This window comes from Xanthomonas sp. GPE 39, from assembly GCF_000963005.1.
GTDB lineage: Bacteria > Pseudomonadota > Gammaproteobacteria > Xanthomonadales > Xanthomonadaceae > Xanthomonas_A.
The window spans coordinates 2,375,730-2,401,658 of the sequence record NZ_JZHZ01000007.1 but is presented as its reverse complement, the minus strand read 5'-3'; the positions used below and the strand labels follow the sequence as shown (position 1 = coordinate 2,401,658).

Here is a 25,929-nt window from a genome sequence, read left to right as displayed (position 1 = left end):
CGAAGAAAACGGGAGGAGCTGGGTCAGGCTTGCAACAGATGCGGCTTGCGCTGGTGCAGATCGAGGATCAGTTCGCCGAACATGGTGTTGGCCCAGGCGAACCAGGGACGCGTGAAGTGTGCAGGATCGTCCTTGTCGAAGGACTCGTGCATGAACCCGCTGCCGGCATCGGTGTTCTTCAACCATTGCAGGCACTGGCGGATCTGCGTGTCGTCGTCGCTGGCCAGCGCGTATTGCATCAGTGACATTGGCCAGATCGTGCCCAGCCCGCTGTGCGGGCTGCCGATGCCTTCGGCGGCGCGACCACGGTAGAAGTACGGGTTGCGCTCGCTCCAGGCCAATGCGCGGGTGCGCAGGAACAGTGGATCGCGGCGGTCGCAGCAGTCCAGATAGGCCAGGCTCAGCAGGCCCGGTGCGTTGGCGTCGTCGATGAATAACTGGTTGCCGTAGCCGTCCACTTCGTAGGCCCAGAACGGTTGGCCGTCGGCATCGCGCATCTGCCCGAAGCGACGTGTGGCGGTCTGGACCTCGTCGGCGAGGGCACGGCATTGCGTCGCGAAGTCGGCATCGTGGTGCAGGCTGTCGCTCATCGTCGCCAACTGCCGCAGGGAGGTCACCGCGAACAGATTGGCCGGGACGAACAGCGGATACACGCAGGCGTCGTCGGAGGGGCGGAACATCGAATGGATCATGCCGTTGGGCCGGGTCGGGTGGCCGTAGCCGTCCAGCACCAGGGTCTCGCTCGCCAGCGGCGAGGGGCGCTGGAAGCTGTATGGGCCGCGACCATGCAGACGCTGCTGTGCGCGGAAGGTGTCCACCACCACGCGCATCGCCTCGCGCCAGTCGTCGTCGAACGGTGCGGTATCGCCGCTGGCGCGCCAGTACGCGTGCGCCAAGCGGATCGGATAGCACAGCGAATCCACTTCCCACTTGCGCTCGCCGACGCCGGGTTTCATTTCGGTGATGTCGGCGACCGACCACTTCAAGCGTTGACTGGTGCCGTCGGGCAGGAACGCGTTGGCATAGGGGTCCAGGCGGATGCACGCGGCCTGGCGCTGAATCAGGCCATGAAACATGCGCCGCAGCGCCGGATCGTGCTTGGCCAGCGGGATGTATGGGTGCACTTGCGCGGAAGAGTCGCGCAGCCACATCGCCTCGATGTCGCCGGTGATGACGAAGGTGTCCGGCTTGCCGTGGCGGGTGCCGGTTTCCACCGTGGTGTCGAGGGTGTTGGGATAGCAGTTTTCGAACAGCCAGGCCAGGTGCGGATCAGCGATGTCGGCTTTGATGCGGCGCAGGTGTTTTTCCACCGTGGCGCTGACGAAGCGGCGCTTGCCCGGCGGTGGGCGCTTGCTGGGCAGAGACTGTGTCGGGGGCGCGGCAAGGGCAGGGAGTGCCCCGCTCAGCAGGGCGGCACCGGCGCTGGCGCCGATGCAGTGAAGGATATCGCGACGGGTTGGCATTGCCTGGACGCTCTCGAAAGTCAGCATGCACTTGCGGACCGGGCCTGCCATTGCGGCGGACCCGGTCGGGCATGCACATTGTGATGGTACCTATAACGTACCAATTTGCGACGACCTTACAATGTGTGGCCGCGCAGTGCATCCTGCGATCGCACAATCGCTCGCTTAACGATGGCGCTGCGTGTGCCAGTGCATCGCTCCAGTGCCGAGGTCGTGGGCATCGCCGTCGGCGTGGCCGAACAGTTCCTCCAGCAATCGCCGTGCCGGGCTCCATTCGCCGATGGCCGGATGCAGCAGCATGGCCTTGCATGCGTCCAGGTGACTGCCGCTCAGCGCGGCATCAATGGCGGCATGCTCGTAGGCCTTGACGGTGCGCACCAAGCCGTGGACCGCGTCTGGCAGCGGTCGCGCCGGACGCGGGGTGATCCGGTCGTGCTCGATGGTCGAGGAAATTTCCACGATATCGTCGTCGGCCAGTTCCGCCATGCAGCCCTGGTTGCGCACGTTGACCACGTGCTGTCCAGGGCGTGCGCCGGTCAGCGCGCTCATGACGTCCACGGCGATGCGGTGGTAGCCGGTGCTGGCGCGGAATGGATCTGGCTGCGGTGCGATGTCCGCGGCGAAGGCCGAGCCGGCTTCGGCTTCCAGTTTCATGTAGGAGCCGGAGCGTTGCGCGAGATAGGCCGCGTAGGTTTGCACCGCGCCGCTGCCGTCGCCGGCGTTCAAGCGGCTGTGCAAGTTGGCGACCAGCGCCTGGTTGAGACGCTCGATCTCGCCGCCGCGGCTGGCACCGCTGGCGCGCTGGTTTTCCAGCGCACGGCTGCGTTCGTAGTAGAAGTACAGGTACTCGGTCGGGATCAGTTGCAGCGCCCGCAGCATGTCGAAGTCGAATAGCGGCGCCAGATAGAGCTGGCGCAGGATGGTGTCGTCGGCCAGCACGCGCTGGGTGATGTCCTCTCCGCGCAGGCGCACCGAACGGATCCAGCCCAGGTGGTTGAGCCCGACGTACTCGCAGTCCACGTCCTGTGCCGGTTCGCCGAGCGCGCGGGCGATGTTGTGGAACAGTTCCACCGGCGTGTCGCAGATGCCGACCACACGTGCGCGGGTGTGACGGCTGATGGCCTGGGTAATCAAACCGGCCGGGTTGGTGAAGCTGACCAGCCAGGCGTCGGGACTGAGTCGTTCGACCAGCCGCGCCTGCTCGATCGCCACCGGTACGGTCCGCAATGCCTTGGCCACACCGCCGGGGCCAGTGGTTTCCTGGCCGGAGTAGCCGTGGCGGATGATCGTGCGTTCGTCTGACGCGCGCTGGGCGATGCCGCCGACGCGGATGCTGTTGAGCACGAAGTGCGCGCCTTCGATCGCCGATTCCAGCGAATTGGCCGCGTTCACCTGCAGTTCGCCGCCGAACTCGGCCACGACCGCCCGCCCCAGTGCGACCATCAGCGCCAGACGATCCTGATCAGGGTCGTAGAGTACGAGTTCGCGCGCACCGAGCGCGGCGGCGGCGTCGTTGATCCCATACACCACCAGTGGCGCGCGCACGCCGCCACCGCCGATCAGGGCGACTTTACGATTGGGAGAGGAACTGCTCATGGAAACTCCTGAGGTGGTGGGAATCGGGTAAGCCGTCGAGCGCGCCGAGCGCGGTGCAGCAAGCGGCGCCGCACAGACAGCCGCGTTGCGCACAAGCGTGCAGTGGTTCGCGCTCCAGTAGTGCGTCGATGAAGCCGGCATCGAAGGCATCGCCAGCGCCGGTGGTGTCGCGCACCGCGACCGTCGGCGCCGCCACTTGCCGCGTGCCGGTCGCATCGATGACGCATGCGCCAGCCGCGCCGAGTTTGATCGCCACTTGCGTCAAGCCCAGTGCACGGGTCCAGGCCAGGTAGGCGCTCGCCTCGTCATTGGTGCAGCCGGCCAGTGCGGCTTCTTTCTGGTTCGGCAGGAAGTAATCGACTGCGCGACAAGTGACATGGTTGGCTGTGTCGGCCAACCAGGCCGGAGCGAAGCCCACGTCCAGCGAGGTGCTGCAGCCGGCCGCGCGTAGTTGCGGCAGCAGTGTGTGCGCCAAGCTCGGCGGCAACGGCATGGCGAAATGCACATGCCGTGCTGCGCGCATCGCGGCCAATGCGGCTTCGCTGCGTAGCAGCGGCTCCAATGCGGCGTTGGCACCGGGATAGGTGAAAAACGTGCGGTCCTCGCGCAGCGAGACGCTGGCGGTGACGCCGGTGCCGAGTGGGCTGTCGATCAGGCCCTCGGTATCCAGACCGAAATCGCGCAGACGCTGCGCGAACCAGGCGCGGTCGCCTGACCCGATTGCACCGATCATCCCGACCCGGCGACCGAGCCGCGCCAAGCCGCACGCCGTGTTGATGGTGCCGCCGCCGAGTTCGCGGTGATAGTGCTGTGCCAGTGCTTCCTCACCTGGCCCAGGCCAGCGTTCGAAGCCGCTGAAGATGTGGTCGAGATAGACCTCGCCGACCACCACCACATCGGTTGTTTTCATCTCTGGAAGGGCCATGTTGCCTCGCGTTTGGCTTGCAGGAGATACAGCGCGATGCCCGCGCACAGCACCAGCACCGCCGCCAGCAGACGCGGTAGCGGACTACTGGCCAGCAGATATAACCAGCCGCAGACGCTGATCAACAGTGGCCATGGATACAGCGGCATCGCGAAGCTGACGTGGCGGTGCGGACGTCGCCGCAGCAGCACCACCGCCAGACACTGCGCCAGGAATTGGAACAGAATCTGGATGACCATCAGCGTGGCGATCAGATCGTCCAGCGACAGCGGGCAGGCCAGCGCCGAGGTGATGCCCACGAAGAGCAGCGCGACCGTGGGGAAGCGCCCGCGTGGATGCAGTCGCGCGAAGACGCTGAAGAACTGACCGGCCGCCGCCGCCGCATAGGGCACGCGCGAATAGCCCAGTAGTACCACCAAGGCCGAGCCCCAACTGGCGAGCACGATCAGCGCCACCGCGACGGTGCTGCCGGCGTGGCCGTAGATGGCTTGCATGAAGTCTGCCACCACCGCCTTGGACTGCGCTGCCTGACGCCACGGCAGCACGCCGAGCAAAGTCGCGTTCAAGCTCAGGTACAGCACCGCCACGATCGGGATCGAGATCAGGACCGCACGCGGAATGGTGCGACGTGGCTTGCGGATCTCGCCGCCGAGCATGCACACGTTGTTGTAGCCGCCGTAGTCGTACACCGCGATCAGCGCGACCGTGCCGAAGCCGAGCCAGAAGCCGTGCGGTGAGGTAGGCCGCGCATGCAGGAAGTCGCGCATCAGCGCAGGGTCGAAGTGCAGCGCTCCGCTGAGAACGATCCAGAGGCAGGCCGCGATCACCACCGCGCTGACCAGTAGAGATAGCACCTGCACCGAGCGCACTTGCCGATACAGCAGCGCGGTGTTGCACAGGCACAGTGCCATCGCGATTGCGCTGAGTGCCGCATGGCTGAGACCGGGCACCAGGAATGCCAGGTACTGCGCGCAGCCGACCGCCGCTGCGGCCACTGACAGCGGCGCGGTCAGCAGCGTCTGCCACAGATACAGGAAGCCGAACAAGCGCCCGGCGCGTTCGCGACCGTAGGCCTCGCGCAGATAGTGGTACGGACCGCCCGAACGTGGAATGGCGGCACCCAGTTCCGCCCAAACCAGTCCGTCGCACAGACACAGCAATGCGCCGACCAGCCAACCCAGCAGCACCGACGGACCTGCCAGCGCCGACAATGCCAACGGGATGGTGATGAACGGGCCGATCCCGATCATGTTGAGCAGATTGGCCGAGAGCGCGCTCCAGAATCCCAGCGCACGTAGCGGTGCGTCCTGTGCGCTGGAGGACGAGGACGTGGTGATGGGCGTGCATGAGGTCATGAACATGCGCATTCCTGTTCGCTGTGGAAAGAGCCATCGGTCATCGCCGTGGGGGTCAAGCGATCGGCGCAACGAATGGAGGTGGCGTGCAGACGGTGCAGGTCCAGCACCAGGACCTGATTGGCGCCGCGTCGTAGCCAGGCGCCGGGGCAGTACAAACAGTGCTGTGGGCCGATCTCCCAATAACGGCCGAGCAGGCGGCCGTTGACCCACAGATAGCCTTTGCGCCAATCGCGCATATCCAGATGGATGTCGCCGATGTGGTCCAGTACGATCTCGGCGGCGAAGAACAGTCCCGGCCGTTGCGCTGGCCTTTGCAGCGTGCGCAGCGATGGGGTGGGGTCCGTGTCCAGCGGCAGCCCGTACACCTGCCAGTCGCGTAATTGAGTGCCGTCCAGGTGTACCGGGCCGAGCAGGCCCTTGCGGTCGCCGAGTGCTGGGCCGAAGTGGATATGGCCGAAGCTATCGACCAGCACCTCCAGCTCGCGGTCGTGCGCGCCAGCATCCGGCAGGCGAAATTGCGGCGTACTGTGCAGACGCGGGTGATGCATCCGTGAGACATGCCCGATCTCGCGTTGGTCCAGATGCACCACGGCATAGTCGTGAACCTGGCCCAGATGTAACGCCTGTCCGGCACCGATCCGCCGCCGGTACAGCACCAGGCCCTGGTTCTGGCCGAGCAAACGTTGATTGTCGCTCGGCTGTTCGGCGTGCAATGGCGTGCCAAGGTTGTCCCACAACGCGGCCAGCGGCTGTGCCTGCACTGTGGCGAAGTGCGCACGCAATGGCGCTGCCGGTACTGGCGGTAGCGGCGTGTCGGTGCGCGCACCAATGATGCGGCGCAGTGCGAAGTAGGCCGGCGTGGCACGGCCAGCCTCGTCGATCGGCGCGCCGTAGTCGTAGCTGGTGAGCACCGGCTGGAATTGCGAGCCATCGTCTTGGGCATTGGCACCGGCATTGAGGCCGAAGTTGGTGCCGCCGTGCACCACGTACAGGTTGAACGAGTAACCGGCGTTGGCGATTCGGTGCAGCAGTGGCGCATAGTCGCGGTGCGCGAACTGCGCATCGCCCCAATGCGTCAGCCAGCCAGGGTAGCCTTCCGATACCCAGACTGGCGCCTGTCCGGCGAATGCGCTGGCCGCGTGCAGATCGTGCAGATCGGGACCGTCCAGCCCCAGTGCGGCGCCGGCCAGCACGGCCTTGCGTCGGCGCAGATCCTTGAGTCCTTCGGCGAGAGAGAACGGCCCGTCGATGCCATGTGCGCGCCACAGCGCCGCCAGCGCTTGCAGATAGCCGGTGTCGCTGCCGGACATGCAGTACTCGTTCTCGATTTGCAGCATCAGCACCGGCCCGCCGGCGCTGATCATCAGTGGCGCGATACGCGGCGCAATTGCGTCGATGTAGCGCGTCACTGCCGCCATGTAGCGTGCATCGTGGCGATCACGCAGGCGGATATCCGGCTCGCGCAGCAGATACGGTGGCAATCCACCCAAGGTCCATTCTGCACAGACATAGGGACCAGGCCGCAGATACACCCAGAGACCTTCTTGTTGGCACAGGCGGATGAAACCGACGAAATCGCGTTCCTCACTGTCCAGGTCGAACTGTCCGGGTGCAATTTCCAGCGCATTCCACATCAGGTACAGCGCGATCGTATTCAGTCCCATCGCCTTGGCCATGCGGATGCGATGCAGCCAGTCGGCCCGCGCGATCCGCAGAGGATGCAATTCCCCACTGCGGATTTGCCATGGCTGCCCATCCAGCGTGAACTGTCCTTGCGCGAACCCGAACGCATGCGCTCCTCCGTCTGGTATCGGGACCGGCGATGGAGCCAACGCATGCACTGCTGGTGCTACCGTCAGCCCGAACGGCGCGAGCAAACCGAAGCGGCAGAACGTCCGTCGTTTCATTGCATCCCTCCGCATCGCAGATGGCAAAGCCGCATTAAGTGAACAAGCCGACATGGCGAAACTGATTGACTGAAAGAATTGCCGTGTCGCGTACCGCAACATGACTGCCGTTGCCGTTGCCGTTGCCGTTGCCGTTGCCGTTGCCGTTGCCGTTGCCGTTGCCGTTGTTTTTCTTTTGCTGTTGCTGTTGCTGTTGTTTTTCTGGGGTCCCTTCCGTAGCGGCGTCGCCATCGGGGAATACCCTGTAGGGGCGACGCCCATGGAAGGGCGTCGTTTTCGGTCGGGGCATGGATGCCCCGTCCGAAAATCCCGTTGGCGGAGCGGACCCCCGTAGGGGGCGCGGAGGCGGGGTGTGTTTTCTTTTGGTTACTTTTCTTTGCACAAGCAAAGAAAAGTGACTCGCCCAATGGCGAAAGCTCTTGCTCTTGCTTTCGCTCTTGCCGGTGCTGACGCAAGTACAAGTAAAAACCAGCAAAAAAACTGGCCAAAACGCAAATCCCTGCTGCAACGCTAACACCGGCGAACATATACCTGGAGCCCCGCCACCCACGTCCCCCCTCTCTCGCGGAGACCATGGCAGCACCCTCCAGTAATGCCTGATCGCGCACGTCGCCGCGTCCTAAAACGCGTACTTCACAGTCAACAGCGTGGTCATGCCAGCATCGACGATGTCCGACACCGCCAGATTGCGACGACCCACGTGCGCCCAGTAGCTGTATTGCTTGGTCAGATTGGAGATCGACAGATCCACACTCACTCCGTTGTCGAAGTGATATCCAGCATGCAGATCCACCCGCCGGGTTGGTCTTGCCCACAGGTCGTCCCATGGCGCGCCTTGGTGCAGGAAGTCATAGCCCAGCAGATAGGAACTGCTGAAGTGGTAGCTCAGGTTCACCGAGAAGCGCGAGCGCTCGTAGAACAGTTCCAGGTTGGCCATCGCATTGGGTGCCGACTGCATCTGCTCGTTGCCGAAGCCGGTCATCCCCAGATCGGCGTGAGCGCGTTGGCGGGTGGCATTGGCGCTGATACCCAGTCCATCCAACGGTGCCGGTAGATTTTGGAAGCGCTGGCGCGCACTCACTTCCACGCCGTAGACACGGCCATCGCCGCCGTTGGTCGGCATCTGGTACAGCACGGTGCCGCTGCCGATGGTGCTGGCATTGGCCTGGCTGGCGCCCGCATCGTAGATGTAATTGCGCAGACGCTTGTAGAAGCCGGCAAGCGAGAAGAAGCCGCCGTTGTTGGTGGACCATTCGCCGGACAGATCCAGATTGGTCGATGTGATGGGCTTGAGGTCGGGATTGCCTTGGGTGATGGTGGTGACACCGTTGGAGATGTTGATCTCGCTGCCGCCACCCAGTTGCACGAATGCTGGCCGCGTGTAGCTGGTCCACAGCGCGGCACGGTAAGTGGCATGGCTGTCCGGGCGCCAGGTCAGGAACACGCTGGGCAGCGGCTCGTCGTAATGAGTGTGGTTGCTGGCGAAGTAGCCGATCTGCTCGTTGCCGTTCGCATCGCTCGGTGTCACCCAGAACCGATTATGGATACTGGTGTGCTCCAAACGCAGTCCGGGTACCACTTCCAGGTTGCCGAAGGCGAAGGTGGCCATGGCATAGGCGGCGCTGACCGCTTCGGTGCCGCGCATCGTATTGCAGTTCCAGTTGTTGACGTAGAACGTGCTGCCACAAGTGTCCAGATCATCGTCGCTCAGATGCGAGGCGATCACATGCGCCACCGCGCCCTCGCTGACACGCGGCGTGACCCAGTGATATTTGCCGGGGAAGATCGCCGCGTAGTTGCCATTGAAGATGCCAAGGTCGCCAAGCGTGCTGGTGTCTGGCACGCTGCCGGTCGACCAGTCGCGGTTGCTGTAGTGACGACGGCTTTCGCTGTACTTCACGCCGAACTGCAGCGCGTGAAGCGCGCCGTCGGCGAAGTCGTAGCGCGCGTCGAACTTGGCGCCGCCCTTTTTCTGCCCGGAGTAGATCTTGGTCAGCTCGCCGTAGCTGCCCGCGTACATCGAGCCAATGGCGTTGACCTGCGCCAGCAGCGCCGGAGTCAGTTGCGGGTATGGGAACGCGCCACGACCGTAGTGCATCAGGCTGCTGCCGGAATAGGCGTAGTTGCTTTGGCTGAATTTGTCTTGGCGACCATCGATCTCGACGTGGTCGGGGCGGTCGTTGTCGCCAACGCTGTAGAACAGATTCGGCGACAGGGTCCAGTTGCCGACGTTCTTGCGCGCGCCGACCTGGAACGTCGCCAGGTCGGCGATTTCCGGATTGGTTTCATACCAGAACCGCGTGGCGATGCGGCCGATGTTAGGCGCATACACGCCGGCGCTGGTGGTTGGCACATAGCTCACGTTCTGCGGCAGCAATTGCACGAAGGTGGTGCCTTGATCGGTTTGCGCATAGGCGTAAGTGGCGCGTGCATACAGCGATAGCGTGTCGTCCACGTTCCAGTCGAAGGCGGCGTTGCCGCCGTAGCGGCGTTCCCAGCCGGCGACCACACCGACGTTCATGCCGGTGCTGGTCAGGTTGTCCTGCGGGGCGTTGCCGGCGGCGTTGGTGCCGTCGGCATTGGCGTGCAGGAACCGCCAGGAGCCGTCGTTGAGTGCGCTGGTGGCCGCGGCCACTTCGCTGTTGGTCGAGGTGCGGTAGTCGTAGTAGCCGCTGGCATAGAACCCGAACTGCTGCGCGTCGCCGAACTTATGCTGGAACTCGCCCGCGAGTCCGCCACCAAGACCGTCATTGCCGTAGTCGCGGGCGCGGCTTTCCACACGGCCGCTGACGGTGACGCTACCACTGCTGGTCTGCTTGTGGTCGTAAGCGGTGGGCGTGCGGAAATCCAGCGTGCCGCCGATCGCATCGCCGTCCATGTCGGCGGTGGAGGTTTTGTTGGCGACGATGGTCTGCAGCCCTGAAGGCGGGAGCAGGCTCAACTGCACACTGCGGCTGTACGGCATGCCCTGGGCGACGGTGACGCCATTGATTAGGTTGACGTTGTATTCCGACGGCAGTCCACGCACCGAAGCGAACATGCCTTCGCCGCGCGCCGCGCCATCGACGCCGCCGAAGTAGCCAGAGCCCGTGTAGGTGATGTTGATGCCGGCGATCAGTCCCAGCGCCTCGGCAACGTTGTGCACGGCGGTGTGGTCGAGATCGTCGGCGGAGAGCACGTCTACCGTGTTCGATGCGTTCATCTTCAGCGTGCTGGCGTCGTAGCGGTTGGAGACCACGCTGATCGCCTGCAACTGTTTGGCTTCGTCCAGTGCGATCGACACCGTTGCGCTGCCGTTGTCGCCCACGTTCACGGTGGTTTGCGGCGCGCTGAAGCCTGGATAATCCAACGCCAATGTGTACTGTCCCGCGGGCACGTCGGCGATGACGAAGTTGCCTTGCGCATCGGCGAGCGTGCTCAATGCGGTGCCGACGATGCTCACTCGCGCACGCGCGGCGGGTTTGCCGCTGCTGCGCTCCTTGAGGTTGCCTTCCACGTTGCCCGCCAGTGCCGGCGATGTGGCGCTGATGCTGATGATGGTCAAAAGGGCGGCGAACAACGCTTCGCGCTTGTACTGCGTGTGATGTGTCACGTGTGACCTCGCTGATCGTGATCGATGCAGACGCATTCGCCACGGGCGATGCGCCGGATACATTGCGTTGGAGCCAGGCGCTGTGCGGATGCGACGCACACAGCACCAGCACGCCCACAGAGGGCATGTGTACCGAAGATGCAGGCGAGCGACGTAACGGCTCTGCCGGATGGGCGAACCGCTAGACGGGAATCAACGGTATGGCGGCGAGTAGCCGGCGATGCATTTGGAGCGGGAACGTAACGCGCTCAATTTGTAGCGGCGCGTCATGCGTCATGGCTCCGGCAGCAGCACGATGAGCGCATGGACGGCACAGACAGCGCCGAATGTCCGGCGATACATGCATCAGGGTTGCGACGGCTGCATGGCATAGAGCATCACCCTTGGTGCGACCTGGGAAAATGCCGGCACTGCGTGCGCGGCATTCGACGCAAAGCGCATCGGTGCATCGCACCGATGGGATATCGATACCTGTGCGTGGAGTGACTGTCAAGCGGGCGATGAAATAAACTCGCATTGCGCATCGCCTTGCGCATGATTCAGATGGCACTTCGTGCTGACATGCGTGGGTTCAAGCTGCAGCGCGGCATGTATTGGCGCGCGCTGCAGGCTTACCGCACGGTGGCCGCGTGCGCGGCCCAATGCTCATTTCGGTAGGACGGCGCGGCCTGCGATTGAGAACGCGGTTGCGTCGCCGACCGCGCCGGTGTCCGGCTGGCCGCCGCCGACGAATAGTCGGTAGTCGCCTGCCTCGACCGCGCGCTGGCCGCTGCGATCCACATCGCTGAGTTGGCGCGGCTCCAGGACGAAGGTCAGGGTGCGTGCTTGGCCCGGCTGCAGGCTCACGCGCTGAAAACCGACCAGTGCGCGCAGCGGCGATTGTGCACGCGGCGGATATTGCAGGTACACCTGCACGACCTCGTCGCCGGCGTGCGCGCCGGTGTTGCGCACGGTGGTGGTGACGCGCAAGGTGTCGCCGGCTTGCAGCGTGGTGCTCGACAACTGGGGCGCGGTGTAGGCGAAGTGGGTATAGCTCAGGCCATAACCGAACGGGAACAACACCTCGCCCTTGAAGTAGCGGTAGGTGCGGCCCTTCATGTCGTAGCTGACGTAGGGCGGCAGGTCCTTGGTCGAGCGGTAGAAGGTCACTGGCAGGCGCCCGCCGGGGTTGATGTCGCCGGCCAATGCCTGTGCGATTGCGGTGCCGCCGGATTGTCCGGGATACCATGCCGCGAGGATCGCATCGGCGTGTTGTTTGGCCCAATTCAGCGCCACCGCGCTGCCGCTCATCAGCACCACGATTAACGGTTTGCCGCTGGCCTTGGCCCGTTCCAACAGTGCCTGCTGCGCTGCTGGCAGGGACAGGTCGTTGCGGTCGCCGCCGTCGAAGCCGGGCACGTCGATGCGCAGTTCCTCGCCTTCCACATCCGGTGACAGGCCGACGAAGGCCACCACTGCGTCGGCCTGCGCCACCGCGTGCTCGACCTCGGCCAATTGCGCCGCTGGCGGTGCCAGCCATTCCAGGCGCAGTCCTTGATCTTGGCCGCGGTGTTCCAGTTCCAGACGGATGCGGTGCGGCTGGGTGTCGTCGAAATGCAGCACGGTTTCCACGTTGCGGCCATCGGCGTTGTGCATGCCGGCCGGCACGTGCTTGTCCTCGGCGTTGCCGGCGACGACCAATTGATCGTCGATGTACAAGCGCACCGGATCGTGGCCGGCACAGTCGAAACAGCGAGCCACCCGCACCGCCAGGGTGTAGTCGCCTGGGCCGGGCGGTAGCAGTTCGCCGCTCCAGCGCACCGAGTAGCGATCCTTGTCCACGCCCTTGGCCGGCGCCACGTGGTCCCAGTTGAAGCCGATCACGCGATCCTGGCGTTGTGCGCGCGGATGACCGGCCAGATCCAGATTGTCGAAATATTCGCCACGCAAACCGGGCTTGCCGTCGCTGCGCAGCGCGGTTTCGGGGATCGTGCCCGGTACGCCGGCGGCCAGCGGTGCGCCCTGCGCATAGTGCACTTGCGTGGCACCGAAGCGTGCACGCAGGCCTTGCAGCGGGGTCATCGGCGCCACCGAGGTGCCTTGATAGTTGGCTTCCAGCGCTGCCAGTGCATCGGCATTGGGGCCGATCACCGCCAGACGCAGCCCTGACCGCAGCGGCAGGGTGTCGTTGCGATTTTGCAGCAGCACCAACGATTGCTGCGCCGCTTGCAACGCCAGTGCGCGGTGCGCGCTGCTGTCGATGTCCTTGGCGCCGAGCCGCGCATACGGGTCCTTGTTGTGTGCTTGCAATTCGCCCAGTCGATAACGCGCTGCGAACAGCCGCACCAGCGAGCGGTCCAGCAGTGCCTCGTCGGCTTCGCCACGGTCGATGGCGAGGCCGAGATCGCGGTAGGCGTAGCCGCAGTTCAGATCGTGGCCGGCCTTCAGCGCGGCAGCGGCCGAGCCGGCGTTGTCGGCACGGTAGTAGTGGAACTGGGTCATGTCGTCGATGGCGTCGCAATCGGAGACGACGAAGCCCTTGAAGCCCCAGTTGCCGCGCACGCGGCCGTCGATGAGCCAGTCGGCGGCACAGGCCGGGGTGCCGTGCAGCGCGTTGTAGGCGCACATCACCGAGCCCGCATGACCCTCGACGATGGCGGCACGGAATGCGGGGGAATAGGTGGCTTCGAAATCGTGTGGGGAGACGTCCACGTCGAAACCGTGGCGGCCTGATTCCGGTCCGCTGTGCACCGCCAGATGCTTGGGCGTGGCGATGGTGCGTGGATGCGTCGGATCGTCGCCCTGTAGGCCGTGGATGAAGCCCACCGCGAGCCGCCCGGTGAGATAGGGATCCTCGCCGTAGGTTTCCATGCCACGGCCCCAGCGCGGGTCGCGGAAGATGTTGATGTTGGGCGACCAGATCGTCAGTCCGCCATAGCGCGCATGGTTTTTGCCAGGGCCGCCAGCGAGGTTGAATTTGGCGCGTGCTTCGGTCGAGGTGACGGTGCCGACGGCATGCAACAGGTCGGTGTTCCACGTCGCGGCCAGGCCGATGGCCTGCGGGAAAACCGTGGCCTCGCCGTTGCGGGCGATGCCGTGCAGGCCCTCGCTCCACCATTCGTAGGCGGGGATGCCCAGGCGCGGGATGGCCGGGGCGTCGTTCATTGCCTGGGCGATTTTTTCTGCGCGGGTCATCTTCGCCACCAGCGCAGTGGCGTGGTCCTCGGCGTCGTCGGCCTGGGCCAGTGGTGAGAGCAGCAGGCCAAGTAGGCATAGTCCGCGCGGGATCTCGCGCAGCAGCGACGGCAATCGCGATCCGGTGCTGCCGACATCGTGTCGTTGCGCAGGCGCTGGCGTGCGTCGTGCGGCGCGTGGCATGGTCGGCGTGAGGGTTGTCTTCGGCATCGGGATCACTTGCTTTCCATGGGTTCGGCTGGTGCGCCGGCCAGTGTGCTGGCCAGGTCGCGCACTTGCAGCGCGGCGCGTAATTGTTCCAGGGTGGCGCTGCTGCGCAGATGCACGGTCAGCGGTTCGCCTGGCAGCAGGTCGAAGGCGTTGTCGGAGAGGGTGACGTCCAGATCGCCGAACGCCAGCCACACTTCGCTGGCCAGGGTGGGGCTACGCAGGGTCAGCGCATAGCCATCGCCGTCGGCGTGCAATTCGGTGTGGATGTCCGCGCGTGGCCATTGCAGGCGCTTGGCGGCGTCGAAGAACACCAAGTTGCGCGAGAGCACACGTTCGCCGTCGAGCAGTTCGAACACCGCCACGCTGCGCGCCGGATCGGCGTGGCGCAGCAATTGCGCATCGCTGAAGCTACCCACGCGCACGCTCGACAGTGGCGCCAGCGTCAGCGGTTTTTCGCTCTTGCTCAGCACGTTGCCGGAGAAGTCCATCACCCGCATGCGCCAGCGTGCGGCCAGTGGCGTGGTGCGGTCGGAGACCAACGAGACGCTGGTGTGGCCGCTGTCATCGCGCAGTGCCGCGATCAGTTCCGGCGCATAGAAGCGCCGCGCGCGGTAGTGCAGTGCTTTCCAGCGACCGAAATAATCCAGGCTCGACCACGAAGCGCCCGGCCAGACGTCGTTGAGTTGCCAGTACATCGACCCCATCGCCTGCGGCCGTGCCGCGCGCAGGTGTTCGGCGGCCAGGGCAATGCCCTCGGCCTGCATCACCTGGCTCAGGTACACGAAGCTCTCGAAATCCTTGGGTTCGCCGAACGCGCGGCGGATATACAACAACAGGCGCTGGTTGCCGTTGCCCTTGTCGAACTTCTGATGCGCGCGCATCACCGGCGATTCCGGTTGCAGGTCGCCCGGCTCGGCGAAGGCGCGGATGGTGCGCATCTCCGGGAACGATTGCAGGCCGTATTCGGACATGAAACGCGGAGTCACGTTGAGGTACTCGGTGACCGGCAGCGCCGGCCCGCCCCAGACCTTCCAATAGTGCATGTCGCCATCGTTGGCTTGGTCGGCGGCGCCATCGAAATCGGTCCCGGGCGAGGTGGCCCAGTACGGCGTGTCGCTGTCGTAGGTACGCACCGCCTCGCGCAGCACGCTGCCGAACAGGGTGGTCATGCCACGCACGATGCGTTCGCGTTCTTCCGGGTCGATCGATTGCTTGAACTTGATCCGGTCGCCCCAGTTCTCCCAGCCGGTCTGCACCTCGTTGTTGCCGCACCACAGTACGATGCTGGGATGGTCGCCCAAGCGTTTGACTTGCGCTTCGGCCTCGGCACGGGTGTTCTCGCGGAAGGCCACGTCGTAGGGCGGGATCGCGCCACCGAACATGAAGTCCTGCCAGATCATGATGCCCAGGCGGTCGGCGTCTTCGTAGAAGCTGTCCGGTTGATAGTGCCCGCCGCCCCAGATGCGCAGCATGTTCATGTTGGCCTCGCGCGCCGATTGCAGGAAGCCGTGCATGCGCGCGGCATCCACGCGGCTGGGGAAGCTGTCGAACGGAATCAGGTTGGCACCCTTGGCGAATACGGGGATGCCATTGACCACCAGGGCGAAGCTTTTGCCCCACTGGTCCTGCTCGCGGCGCAGCTCGATGCTGCGCAGGCCGGTGACGCGTTGAGTGTCGAGGCTGTCGCCGCTGGCATCGCGCAGATGCGTCTTGAACGTGTACAGATCCTGCCGGCCATAACCGACCGGGAACCAGCGCTGCGGGTTGGCGATGCGCACTGGCACGGTGAGGATGTTGTTACCCGGATCGAGCAGCGCTTTCTGCGAGAGCTGCGCCACTGTCTGGCCGTCGGGGCCGAGCACGTCCAGATCCAGTTGCACCGCATCGCGGTGGTCGGCTTGCACTTCCAACTGTGCCAGCAGTTGCGCCGCGTCGGCGTCCACGCGTTGCTGGGTGATGCGCAGGCTCTCCACGCGCAGGGCGTCCCAGGCTTCCACGCGCACGTCCTGCCAGATGCCAGCGGTGACGATGCGCGGACCCCAGTCCCAACCGAAGTTGTAAGGCGCTTTGCGCACGTAGGTGGAACTGTGCCGCGCCACTGGCTCGTCGCCGAAGGCCGAATCGTAGGCGCCGGGTAGTGCGTAGGGTTGTTTGGACAGCCATGGCTGGATCTTCTTGATCGGCGAGGACAGTCGCACTTCCAGCACGTTGTCGCCGCGCTGCAGCAGCGGTTTGGCATCTACCCGCCATTGCCGGAACATGTTGTCGGCCGAGAGCAGTTTCTTACCGTTGAGGTAGACCTCGGCGAAGGTGTCCAGGCCGTCGAAGACCAGGTCCACATGCGTGCGTGCCAGCAGCGCGGCGTCGGCCTTGAACCGGGTCTTGTATTCCCAATCGCTCAGTCCGACCCATTGGATCTTGGCTTCGTTGTCGCGATAGAACGGGTCTGGGACCACACCAGCGGCGATCAGGTCGGTCTGCACCGTGCCTGGCACCTTCGCCGGCAGCCATTGTGTGGCGTTCGGGTGGGCGTTGGCCGAGGCATCGCCCGGCGCGAGCCGGACGTGCCAGCCCTGCTGCAACGACAACGACGATGGCGGCGTTGCCTGGCTCAGTGCGGGTAACGCCAGCGCCAGCAATAGCCCGAACCGGGCGGGAAGGCGTGTGCACGGCACGGAACGGAAGCAGCGATGCGGCAGCAGGGTCATGCGGGTTCTCCGGGGATCAGCGCGCGGCGGCGGCTGGCGCCTGCGCGGCGCTGTCGATCAGATGCACTGCGCCGATGGCGTAGTACGGGCCCGCGATGGGCGCGGTGGAACGCAGGCACAGGTCGTGGACGCCGGTCTGCGCCGGTAGCCGCGCTTCCAGCGAGAATTGTTCGCCGAGGGTCTTGCCGGCCGGTAGTGGCAGCCGTGCCAGGAGCTTGCCCTTGCAATCGCCCAGATGCACTTCGAACTCGCCATGCGCGCTCGTAGCCGGATAGCGCTTGACCTTGGCCTGGTCGTGCGCCAACCCATAATTGCGCGCCAGCCGCGCCGCGTCGATGCGGATGCGGGCGATGCCGTCCAGGTGCGCGTCGGCATAGCGCCAGCAACTGCTGAACAGATCGATGTTGAACACAGGCGTGTCTTTGCCGGGCAGGTCGGGCAGCAATGGCACGCGCAGGCCCAGCTCGCCGTCGGCGCAGGAGACTAAGCCCTGGGTGTCGCGGCTGAGCAGGTTGGGGCGGTCGAGGATGCGGCTGCGCGCTGCGGCCAATAAGCGACCGTCGTCGGCGAAGGTGGCGACGCGCACCGTGGTCGGCAGGGGCACGGTGAACGGCGCGGTGTAGTGCGCGGCGTCGGCCTTGGGTTCGCTGCCGTCGGTGGTGTAGCGGAAGTTGCCGAACTTGGCCTGGTTGCTCAGCACGATAGTGGCCTTGCCGCTGTCGAGCGCGGCATTGTCGCCACCTTGCACCGCGATATCCGGCGCGAAAGCACCATCGCTGGCGTCGATGCCCTGAGTGCGATAGCGGTCCAGTTGTGCTGGCAGGCGTTGCAGGAAACTGTTCCAGTTGCGTGCGGCCATCGGCGACCATGCGGCTTCGGCCGCCGCGCTCAACCGTGGGAACAGCGCATGGTCCACGTGCCATGCCGAGGGGATGTACTCGGTCCACAGGGCCGCCTGGGTGCCGAGCACGTGCTTGCCCTCGTCGGCGCTGAGGGCGGCCGGCACCGGATCGAAGCTGTAGACCTTCTCCAGTGGCAACACCGATAGGCGGCCATTGGGTTCGTCGTTGCGTGTGCTTTGCAGGTTGTCCATGTACATCCAGCCGGCGGGTGCCAGGACGACGTCGTGGCCTTGCTTGGCTGCGGCGACCGCGCCTTCCACACCGCGCCAGGACATCACTGAGGCGCTCGCCGGCAGGCCGCCTTCGAGGATTTCGTCCCAGCCGATCAGGCGTCGGTTGTGTTTGGTCAGATAATCGGCCAGTTGCGCGTTGAACCAGCCCTGCATCGCATGGGCATCCTTGACGCCGAGCTTGCGCATTTGCGCACGCACCGCTGGCGAGTGTTCCCACTGGTCCTTGACCGCTTCGTCGCCGCCGATGTGGATGTAGGTCGAGGGGAAGAGTGGCAGCACTTCGTCCAGGACGTTCTGGATAAAGGTCATGCTCTTGGCGTTGGTGTTAAACAGATAGGGATTGACGCCCCAGTCCACCGACACCTTGGGCCGCTGCCGGGTGACCCCGACCAGTTCCGGATAGGCCGCCACCGCCGCCTGCGCATGTCCTGGCATGTCCAGTTCGGGCACGATGGTGATGTGCCGGTCGGCGGCATAGGCGACCAGATCGCGGATCTGGTCCTGGGTGTAGAAACCGCCATAGCGGTTGGGCAGGTCATGGGTGCCGGCGCCGGGCGGTGTGCGCCATGCGCCGACGGTGGTGAGCTTGGGATAGCGCTTGATCTCGATGCGCCAGCCCTGGTCGTCAGTCAAGTGCAGATGCAGCACGTTGAGCTTGTGCTGAGCCATCGCGTCGATGACGTGCTTGACCGTGTCCGGGCCATGGAAATGCCGCGCCACATCCAGCAGCAGACCGCGCCAGCCGAAACGTGGCCAGTCGCGGATATGCACTTGCGGCACTTCCACCTTGCCCTTGTCGGCATCCGGGGTGAGCAGTTGCCAGGCGCTGATCGCGCCGTAGAACAGGCCGGACTCGTCGCGCGCCTGGATCAGCATGGTGTGTGCGTCCACATCCAGCGTGTAACCCTCGGCTTGCGCGACCGCCGTGTTGGGGTTCAGTTGCAGGCGGATGCTGCCGTTGGCCGGGATGGTCTCCTCACGCACCTGCATGTTCAGACCGCGCGTTTTGCGCAGCAGTGTGGCCAGTTGGTCGGCCACGTGCTTGGCCGCTGTGTCGTCGATGGCCACCGACAACACGCTGTCGTTGCCGAAGGTCAGGCTGCCACGGTCGCGTTTGGCTTGCGCCGGTGCCGGGATCAGCGGCAACGGTGCGTCATCGTTTCGGTTGTCCTGCGCTTTCGGCGCAGGGGCCGGAGTCGCCACCGGTTTGGGCGCTGCCTGTGGAGCAGGCGCTGGGGGATGGTCGCAGCCGCCGAGCAGGGTGCCGAGCGCGAGCACGGACAGGCTCAGCCAGACGGTGCGGGAGGCCGCCGCGATGCGCGCGTAGGCGAGCATCGGGCGGTGCGGCAAACGGGAGAGGTTGCCCACAACGGTCATCGGTCTATCTCATACGATCCAAACGCATATCGTAGTGGATCGCCCGTCGTGGATCAGCGTGATGCGCTCGGTAACTCGTCCCAGACCTTGGGGTCTTCGGCGCCCAGCACCCAGCAACTAAAGCCTTCCAGGCCATACTGCTTGGTCAGGTCGTAGCGCGCGCGGAAGCTGCGTGCATCCGGGCGAAACACCCATTCGCGCATGTCGTCGCGGTAGAAGTAGAACCACGATTCCTGCTCCACTGGATCCCATTGCACGGTGGCGTTCTGCTCGATCGCCAGCGGGAAGGATTCGTCCGCGTCGATGTAATCTGCGGTGATGTTGGACGTCTCGGTGCCGTCGGCCTTGACCGGGTCGCCGGTGTACCAGCGATAGCCGTAGGTGGCAATGCCCAGCGACAGCTTGTCCTTCGGTACCTGGGTCAGTGCGTATTCCAGGTTCTTCTTGATCCACGGCATGCCGTCCACCGGGCCGGGCGTGGTCCAGCGGGTGTGCTGGTCGTAGGTCATCAGGCTGATCAGGTCCGCCGATGCGCTCAGTGCTTTCAGATCGTAAGCGCCGCGCCAGTATTCCCACATCCACTTGGCGAAGCGTCCGCCCTCGGCGTAGCCGGGTGCGTTCGGCACCACCGCCACTGACATCTTGAAGCCGGCCTTATGCAGTGCCTCGGCGGTCTGCTTGACCATCAGCGAGTAAGCGTCGCGGTCGGTCCACGCGATGCTTTCGAAATCGAACTGGAAGCCGTAATAACCGTGTTTTTTCCCTTGCACCAGCAGCGCGGCGATCATGCGTTTTTTCGCATCCTCGTCGTGCAGCAGCTTGTGGAAGCCGTCGCGGCCGGCAGTCATCGACAGGATCGGCATCACCCGCAGTTTGTGCTGTTTGGCGATGTCGTACAGGTACAGGTTGGGTGTGCCGTTGACCAGTCCGTTCTGATCCACGCCGTACCAGGTGGGCACGACCACGTCGATTTTGTCGATGTGGGCCAGGAACGCGTTGGTCGATTTCTGCGTGCTCATCAAATAGAACAACGCGGTCGGATTCTTGGCCATGGCGGGGGAGCAGACCAGGGCCAGGGCGAACAGCAGCCCTGCGAAGCGTTTCATCATCGGGAGGTATCCGTTGGCGGGGTGGAAGAGGAAGAGGGTAGGTCGATGCGGAACACGTAGGCGTGTTCGCCCACCGGCTTGGCCGGCAGACGCAGATGCAGGCCGTCGGCACGTTGCTCGAATGGCACGGGCTTGCCACTGGCCAGTAAGGTGACGCCGCGCACGTGGTCGGCCGGGGTCAGCGCGTGGATCACCGCCTTGCCGTCGGCCGGCCAGCCGAGTTCGATCGCATACAACGCGCCATGGCCGGTGGTGAAGCGGAAATCCTTGGCTGTGTAAGGCTTGGTCTTGGTGTCCTGGAAGGTGCCGCCGACCACTTCGGTCGGGCCTTCGCCGTAGGTGCGCCAGGGCCGGCTGCCGTAGATGGCCTCGCCATTGGTCTTGAGCCAACTGCCGATCGACAGCAGGATGTCGCGCTCGCTGTCCGGGATCGAGCCATCGGCGCGCGGGCCGATGTTGAGCATCAGGTTGCCGTTTTTGCTGACCACGTCCACCAGCATGTGCACGATGAAGGTGGGGGTCTTGTAGGTGTCGTGTTCGATATAGCCCCACGAGGCGTTGCTGACCGAGGTGTCGGTCTGCCAGTGGGTCGGGTGGATGCCGGTGAGTTGGCCGCGTTCGATGTCCAGCGTGCCGGCGCCCTCGGGGAAGGCGCCGATTTTGTAGTTCACCACCACGCCGCCTTTGGCGGCGCCGTGGTTGTAGTAGTACGCCAGCATCGTCGGCAGCGTAGCGCGGAAGGTCGGGTGCGCGATCCACCAGTCGAAATAGATCAGGTCCGGATCGTAACGGTCGATCAGTTCGGTGGTGCGCGCCAACCAGTCGTCCAGCCAGGCTTGCGCGACCGGGGTCCAGTCGTTTTGTACGTCGGCGTCGTCCTTGCTCGCCAGGCGTACCTGTGCCGGGCCGTATAGGCCGGCATAGCGCGGATCGTTGATGTCCGAATCGAAATGGCGGCCGCCGTCGAAGAACCAGTCGTGCTCGGCGCGGTGCGAGGACAAACCGAAATGCATGCCTTGGGCGCGGATCGCCTTGGACAGCTCACCGATCACGTCGCGCTTGGGGCCCATCTTTGTCGCGGTCCAGTCCGACAGTTGCGAGTCGTACATCGCAAAGCCGTCGTGGTGTTCGGCCACCGGCACCACATAGCGTGCTCCGGAATCGCGGAACAGCGTGGCCCAGGCCTGCGGATCGAACTTGGACGCGGTGAACAGCGGGATCAGGTCCTTGTAGCCGAAGCGCGATTGCGGGCCGTATGTTTCCCGGTGGTGGGCATATTCCTTGGTGTCCTGCAGGTACATGTTGCGCGAGTACCACTCGCTGCCGAAGGCCGGCACCGAGAACACGCCCCAGTGGATGAAAATGCCGAATTTGGCGTCGTCGTACCAAGAGGGCGAACGGTAACGCTTCAGTGAGGTCCAGTCGGGCCGGAACGTGCCGTGCCGCGCGCCGCTTGCGGCCTCGCGCACCAATCGAGCGCGTTCGGGCGCGTATTTGGCGGTGGCGTGCAGCCACTGCTGGTCGATCTGTTCTGGACTGAGGGTGGTGGCGGTCGGCGCGGTCGGCGACGGCGCATCCGCGGCGCTGGCGGGTATAGCGGCCAGTGCAAGTATCAGGGCCAGCGCACTGGCCAGGCTCTGGCGTGCAGTTCTGGCGTGGCGGGATCGGTCCGCGCGCAGGCGGGTCTCGGACGTCATGGAACTGCACTCCTTATGTAGAAGACGATGTCGGCGCAAGAATACGCCGGACAAAGAAAAGCGCGCCACCGTGGAGGAACGGTGGCGCGCCGGGATTATTACATCAGAACTTGAAGTTCAGCTGCGCCTGATAGCCACGGCCGTTCTTGTAGAAGGCGGTCGGGGTTTCTCTGCTTCCGCTGAACAACCGATAGGTGGAATCCAGCAGGTTGGTCGCGCCGAAAGTAACGCTCACCCAATCGTTGATCTGATACGAAGCGGTCAAGTCCAGTTGCTTGTAGTGGTCTGCGAAGTCTTCCGAGCCTAGGCGTCCGATTTGGGTGAAGTACTTGGAACGGTAGCTGTAGTTCAGACGCACCATCCACGGGCCGTTTTCCCAATACGGGATCAGGTTGTAGGTGTCGCGCGACAGGTAAGGCAGGTTCAGGCCGGTACTAGCACTGGATTTGGCATAGGTATAGTTCGCCTGGATGCCGAAACCAAGCCACAGCGCCTGCTGATAGTTGAGCGATGCGCCCTTGACCTTGGCGTCGGAGGCGTTGGTGGGCGTGGTGACTTGATACAGGCCTGCTACTGCCGGCGGTGCCGGATTCAACTGCTGCGGCGTGGTGACGTTGACAATGTAGGAACTGATATCGCGATAGAACACTTCGCCCGACAGCATGCTGGACGGAGCGAAATACCACTCTGCGGCCAAGTCGTAGTTCGTGGATTCGTAGGGCTTGAGGTTCGGATTGCCGCCGCTGGCCGTCAAGTTGCCGTTGCCACTGTTGACGGTGAATGACCCAGCAAGGTCCGCATAGCGCGGACGCGCCATGACCTTGGCTGCCGAGAAGCGCAGCACGGCGTCATCGGCAATATCGTAGGCCAGGTTGAAGCTCGGCAGTGCCTTGTGGTACTCGTGCGTTTCCGCTGTGCGCGAGTAAGTGGTGCCGCCATCGGCGCTCTGCCAATACTCGGACTTGTCTTTCGTGTCGAGCAGGCGCACGCCGACATTGCCGCGCCACTTGCCCGACTCGAAGTTGAGTTGGGTGTAGGCGTCCTGGGTGATTTCTTTCACGTCGAACGAAGAGCCGTAGTCGGTGTTGTACGGTCCCTGCGGTTGCGCGAGCAGATAGTTACGCACCGCGCCCAGGTTGGCGGTCGACCAATTGGTCAGGTCGCCGCTGGCCCCCAGACCGTCGTACAGGCCGCTTGGCGTGGTGCCAGGGTTGAACTGCGTCAGCGACACCGGGTCGGTGGTGTTGATGCGGTTGCCGCGTGCGTTCACGCCGTTGTCGTGGTTGATGTACTTGTAGCCGAACTGCAGCTTGGTGAACGGACCCCATTGCAGGTCGCGTGCCGCATCCCACTGGAAGTATTTTTCCTGGTCCTTGCTCTTCTGGTAGTAGATACCACCCGCCTGCATGGGGCTGAGCGTGGTGCCTGGAATGGTCTGCGCACCAGGTGCCAGCCCGGCCGGGTTGCCCGGTAGGGTCCAGTTGGAGGCGCCGGCGTTGTCGTAGTTCACTGCGGTATGCGAACCGTCGAAGGCGTAGTTGTAGCCGCCGTTCTGCATCAGGAACTTCATCAGGTATTCGGGGTTCTTGCCGCCAGTCGCCTCTGTATCGCCGATTTGCGAAGTGAACACCCACTTTTCACCGGACCAATCGTGGCGCAGATTCAGGCTCTTGGTGGTGACGGTGCTCTCACGGTAGTTGGCATCCAATTCCGCATAGGGTTGATCATTGACGCCGCCTTTGGTGTTGTCCGACACCGTGGCCGAGGTGACCACGCCATTTTGTACATTGGCCTGGGTGACCTTTTGCATATCGTTGTTGCAAGCCGGGCAGATGTAGCGCGCCTGGCTGTAGTTGTTGTACTTGCCCCTGATGTAGATGCCGGTGAGGTTGATTTCGTTATTCTCGTCCGGCTTCCACTGCAGCGCTCCCTGCAGGCCATTGCGTTCGCGCGTCTGCTGGAAAAAGTCGCTGTTGATGCCCGCCGGCACGCGTGCAGTGGCCACGTTGCTGCCGTCGCCGGTGATCGTGGCGGTGGGAGGAATCTTGGCGCCGGTGGTGTAACCGAAGTATTCGATACCGGCGCGGGCCAAGTCCTGCTTGTCGTGGGTCGCGGAGATCAACGCGCCGAAGGTCTCGTCGTCGTTTTTCCAGCTCCACAGTGCCGAGCCGCGCGGATTGCCATCCTTCGAACGATCGTTGTAGCCATAGCCGATCGAGCCACGGATGGTGTTCTTCGGCAGGTCCAGCGGCTTGCGGGTGTTCACGATCACGGTGCCGCCGATCGAGCCTTCGTCGATGCGCGCTTCCGGAGTCTTGTAGACCTCCATCAAGCCGATGATTTCCGGCGACAGCAGGGTGTAGTTGAAGGTACGGCCGCTGGTGTCGGTGGGGTTGCCGCCCCAGTCGCCGGACGCGATGGTCTGGCCGTTGAGCAGCACGCGGTTCAACGCCGGATCGGTGCCGTTGATGCTGACCTTTTCGCCCTCGCCGAACTGGCGGTCCACGCTGATGCCCGGCAGGTGCGCCAGTGACTCGGCGGCGTTGGTATCCGGGAATTTACCGATGTCTTCTGCGCTGATCGCATCGACGATGGAGTTGGCCGAGCGCTTCACCGACTGGCTCTTCTCCAGCGAGGCGCGGTAACCGGTGACGGTGATCGCGTCCAGTTGCTGGACGCCCTTGGAATCTGCATTGCCGGCAGCGGGAGCTTCTTGCGCAGCGGCGTTACCGGACAGGTACAGCGCGGCCATGATGCTCAGGGCTAAAGTGGTGGTGCGGCTATTCATTGGCTAAACCTCTGGGTGGGTACATGGGCAGTAAGCTGCCGCCGATGTTTCGGTGGCTGACCGCTGCCCGGCCTTGTCTATGCGCAGTGCTCTTACAAACGCTGCGTGTATCGCAATCTCGATGCGCGTCGTCCGGTTGCTGACGCGAAGTAGACGGACGGCGGCATCGAGAACGCCTGTCCTTCCTGTGTTGCTGCAGCTATAACGACCAAGTCCAGCAAAAATGTAGTGTTGGCCCCCTGGCTCCGCTTGACCCGCACGCTCAAACGCCCGTGTTCGACGACGGACAAAAATCGTGTGGAGTTGGTTGGGGGGCCGAGCGCCGCGTTAGCGTGCGCACTGCCACAAGGCACGGGAGGAGCGGCAGTGAGTCGCTGTTGATAGGTTCCCTGAATGTGGCATGTCTTTAAGTTGTAAAACTTGTGTGAGTCGAGTCTGTCGTAGCGCTGACAGCGTTGTCAACATATTGCACCAGAGCGGTTTTATCGGGATGTCTGGGGTGCCATCGACGCCTGTTGTGGGCGCTTCGCAGTGGTGCCTTGATGCGCATCTAGGTCTTTGTCTACAAAAAGAAAATTTGCATCGAGCCGCGTTGATCGGGAGTGCCGGCGCACGGCGCCGCCATGACGCTGGTGACGCAACATGGGTGTTATGCGCGGCAAAAATTTGTGCATTGCGGCGAAATTTTGCGACACGTTGCGATCTTGAGGATCCACTGCCACGGACGGTACGAAGAGATCCGCCGCAAACCATGTCGCGATGCCCGATGTCCTTTAAAATGCGCCTGCGAAAACGAGGTGACACTTCGATGAATTGCGTTGCGCAAATTCCACCTTGACAACGTTGTCAGTGTGATCGGACACTCAATTGATCACTTTGGCCGAATCGGC

At 64.0% G+C, this 25,929-nt stretch carries 14 protein-coding genes; 1 reads left to right on the top strand and 13 read right to left on the bottom strand.

Annotation, left to right across the window (positions count from 1 at the left end; genetic code table 11):
* Window positions 1–23: 23 nt before the first annotated feature.
* The 6 genes from XALGPE39_RS10050 to XALGPE39_RS16045 all read right to left on the bottom strand — a co-directional run bounded on the left by XALGPE39_RS10050 (window position 24) and on the right by XALGPE39_RS16045 (window position 7,538).
* A complete protein-coding gene (locus XALGPE39_RS10050; protein ID WP_045729126.1) occupies window positions 24–1,463 on the bottom strand; it encodes a glycoside hydrolase family 125 protein in 1,440 nt (479 codons plus the stop codon).
* Window positions 1,464–1,628: 165 nt separating this feature from the next.
* Window positions 1,629–3,059 (bottom strand): 6-phospho-beta-glucosidase, encoded by a 1,431-nt coding sequence (locus tag XALGPE39_RS10045; protein WP_045728059.1) that lies wholly within the window; start codon window positions 3,057–3,059, stop codon window positions 1,629–1,631.
* Window positions 3,034–3,969: a carbohydrate kinase family protein gene (locus tag XALGPE39_RS10040; RefSeq protein WP_045728058.1), complete on the bottom strand. Its 936-nt coding sequence runs from the start codon at window positions 3,967–3,969 to the stop codon at window positions 3,034–3,036. Before XALGPE39_RS10040 ends, XALGPE39_RS10045 begins: the two co-directional genes overlap by 26 nt.
* The gene (locus tag XALGPE39_RS10035; RefSeq protein WP_045729125.1) at window positions 3,966–5,339 is read right to left on the bottom strand and encodes an APC family permease; all 1,374 of its coding nucleotides are present in this window, start codon (window positions 5,337–5,339) and stop codon (window positions 3,966–3,968) included. Before XALGPE39_RS10035 ends, XALGPE39_RS10040 begins: the two co-directional genes overlap by 4 nt.
* A complete protein-coding gene (locus XALGPE39_RS10030) occupies window positions 5,336–7,249 on the bottom strand; it encodes a beta-galactosidase (protein WP_045728057.1) in 1,914 nt (637 codons plus the stop codon). The genes XALGPE39_RS10035 and XALGPE39_RS10030 overlap by 4 nt, the downstream gene beginning before the upstream one ends.
* Before the next feature lie 34 nt (window positions 7,250–7,283).
* Window positions 7,284–7,538, bottom strand: a complete 255-nt coding sequence (locus XALGPE39_RS16045) for a hypothetical protein (RefSeq protein ID WP_045728056.1) — start codon at window positions 7,536–7,538, stop codon at window positions 7,284–7,286.
* A 63-nt stretch (window positions 7,539–7,601) separates the two neighbouring features.
* On the opposite strand from XALGPE39_RS16045, the gene XALGPE39_RS15975 reads away from it, so the two are divergent.
* Window positions 7,602–7,763: a hypothetical protein gene (locus tag XALGPE39_RS15975; protein WP_161795337.1), complete on the top strand. Its 162-nt coding sequence runs from the start codon at window positions 7,602–7,604 to the stop codon at window positions 7,761–7,763.
* A 105-nt stretch (window positions 7,764–7,868) separates the two neighbouring features.
* Here the strand turns inward: XALGPE39_RS15975 and XALGPE39_RS10020 are convergent, their stop codons facing one another.
* The 7 genes from XALGPE39_RS10020 to XALGPE39_RS09990 form a co-directional block, all read right to left on the bottom strand.
* Window positions 7,869–10,841, bottom strand: a complete 2,973-nt coding sequence (locus tag XALGPE39_RS10020) for a TonB-dependent receptor (protein WP_235429784.1) — start codon at window positions 10,839–10,841, stop codon at window positions 7,869–7,871.
* Between the two features lie 645 nt (window positions 10,842–11,486).
* Window positions 11,487–14,198, bottom strand: a complete 2,712-nt coding sequence (locus tag XALGPE39_RS10015; protein ID WP_082061879.1) for a glycoside hydrolase family 3 C-terminal domain-containing protein — start codon at window positions 14,196–14,198, stop codon at window positions 11,487–11,489.
* 32 nt (window positions 14,199–14,230) lie between these two features.
* The gene (locus XALGPE39_RS10010) at window positions 14,231–16,933 is read right to left on the bottom strand and encodes a glycoside hydrolase family 2 protein (protein ID WP_045728055.1); all 2,703 of its coding nucleotides are present in this window, start codon (window positions 16,931–16,933) and stop codon (window positions 14,231–14,233) included.
* Window positions 16,934–16,949: 16 nt separating this feature from the next.
* Window positions 16,950–19,445, bottom strand: coding sequence for a family 20 glycosylhydrolase (locus XALGPE39_RS10005; protein WP_045728054.1), 2,496 nt, complete (start codon window positions 19,443–19,445; stop codon window positions 16,950–16,952).
* Between the two features lie 53 nt (window positions 19,446–19,498).
* Entirely contained in the window at window positions 19,499–20,554 is a 1,056-nt protein-coding gene (locus XALGPE39_RS10000; RefSeq protein WP_045728053.1) for a glycosyl hydrolase family 18 protein, read from the bottom strand.
* Window positions 20,551–22,251, bottom strand: a complete 1,701-nt coding sequence (locus XALGPE39_RS09995; protein WP_045728052.1) for an alpha-L-fucosidase — start codon at window positions 22,249–22,251, stop codon at window positions 20,551–20,553. The genes XALGPE39_RS10000 and XALGPE39_RS09995 overlap by 4 nt, the downstream gene beginning before the upstream one ends.
* 103 nt (window positions 22,252–22,354) lie before the next feature.
* Complete coding sequence (locus XALGPE39_RS09990) at window positions 22,355–25,039, bottom strand: TonB-dependent receptor (RefSeq protein ID WP_045728051.1); 2,685 nt, start codon at window positions 25,037–25,039, stop codon at window positions 22,355–22,357.
* Window positions 25,040–25,929: the final 890 nt, after the last annotated feature.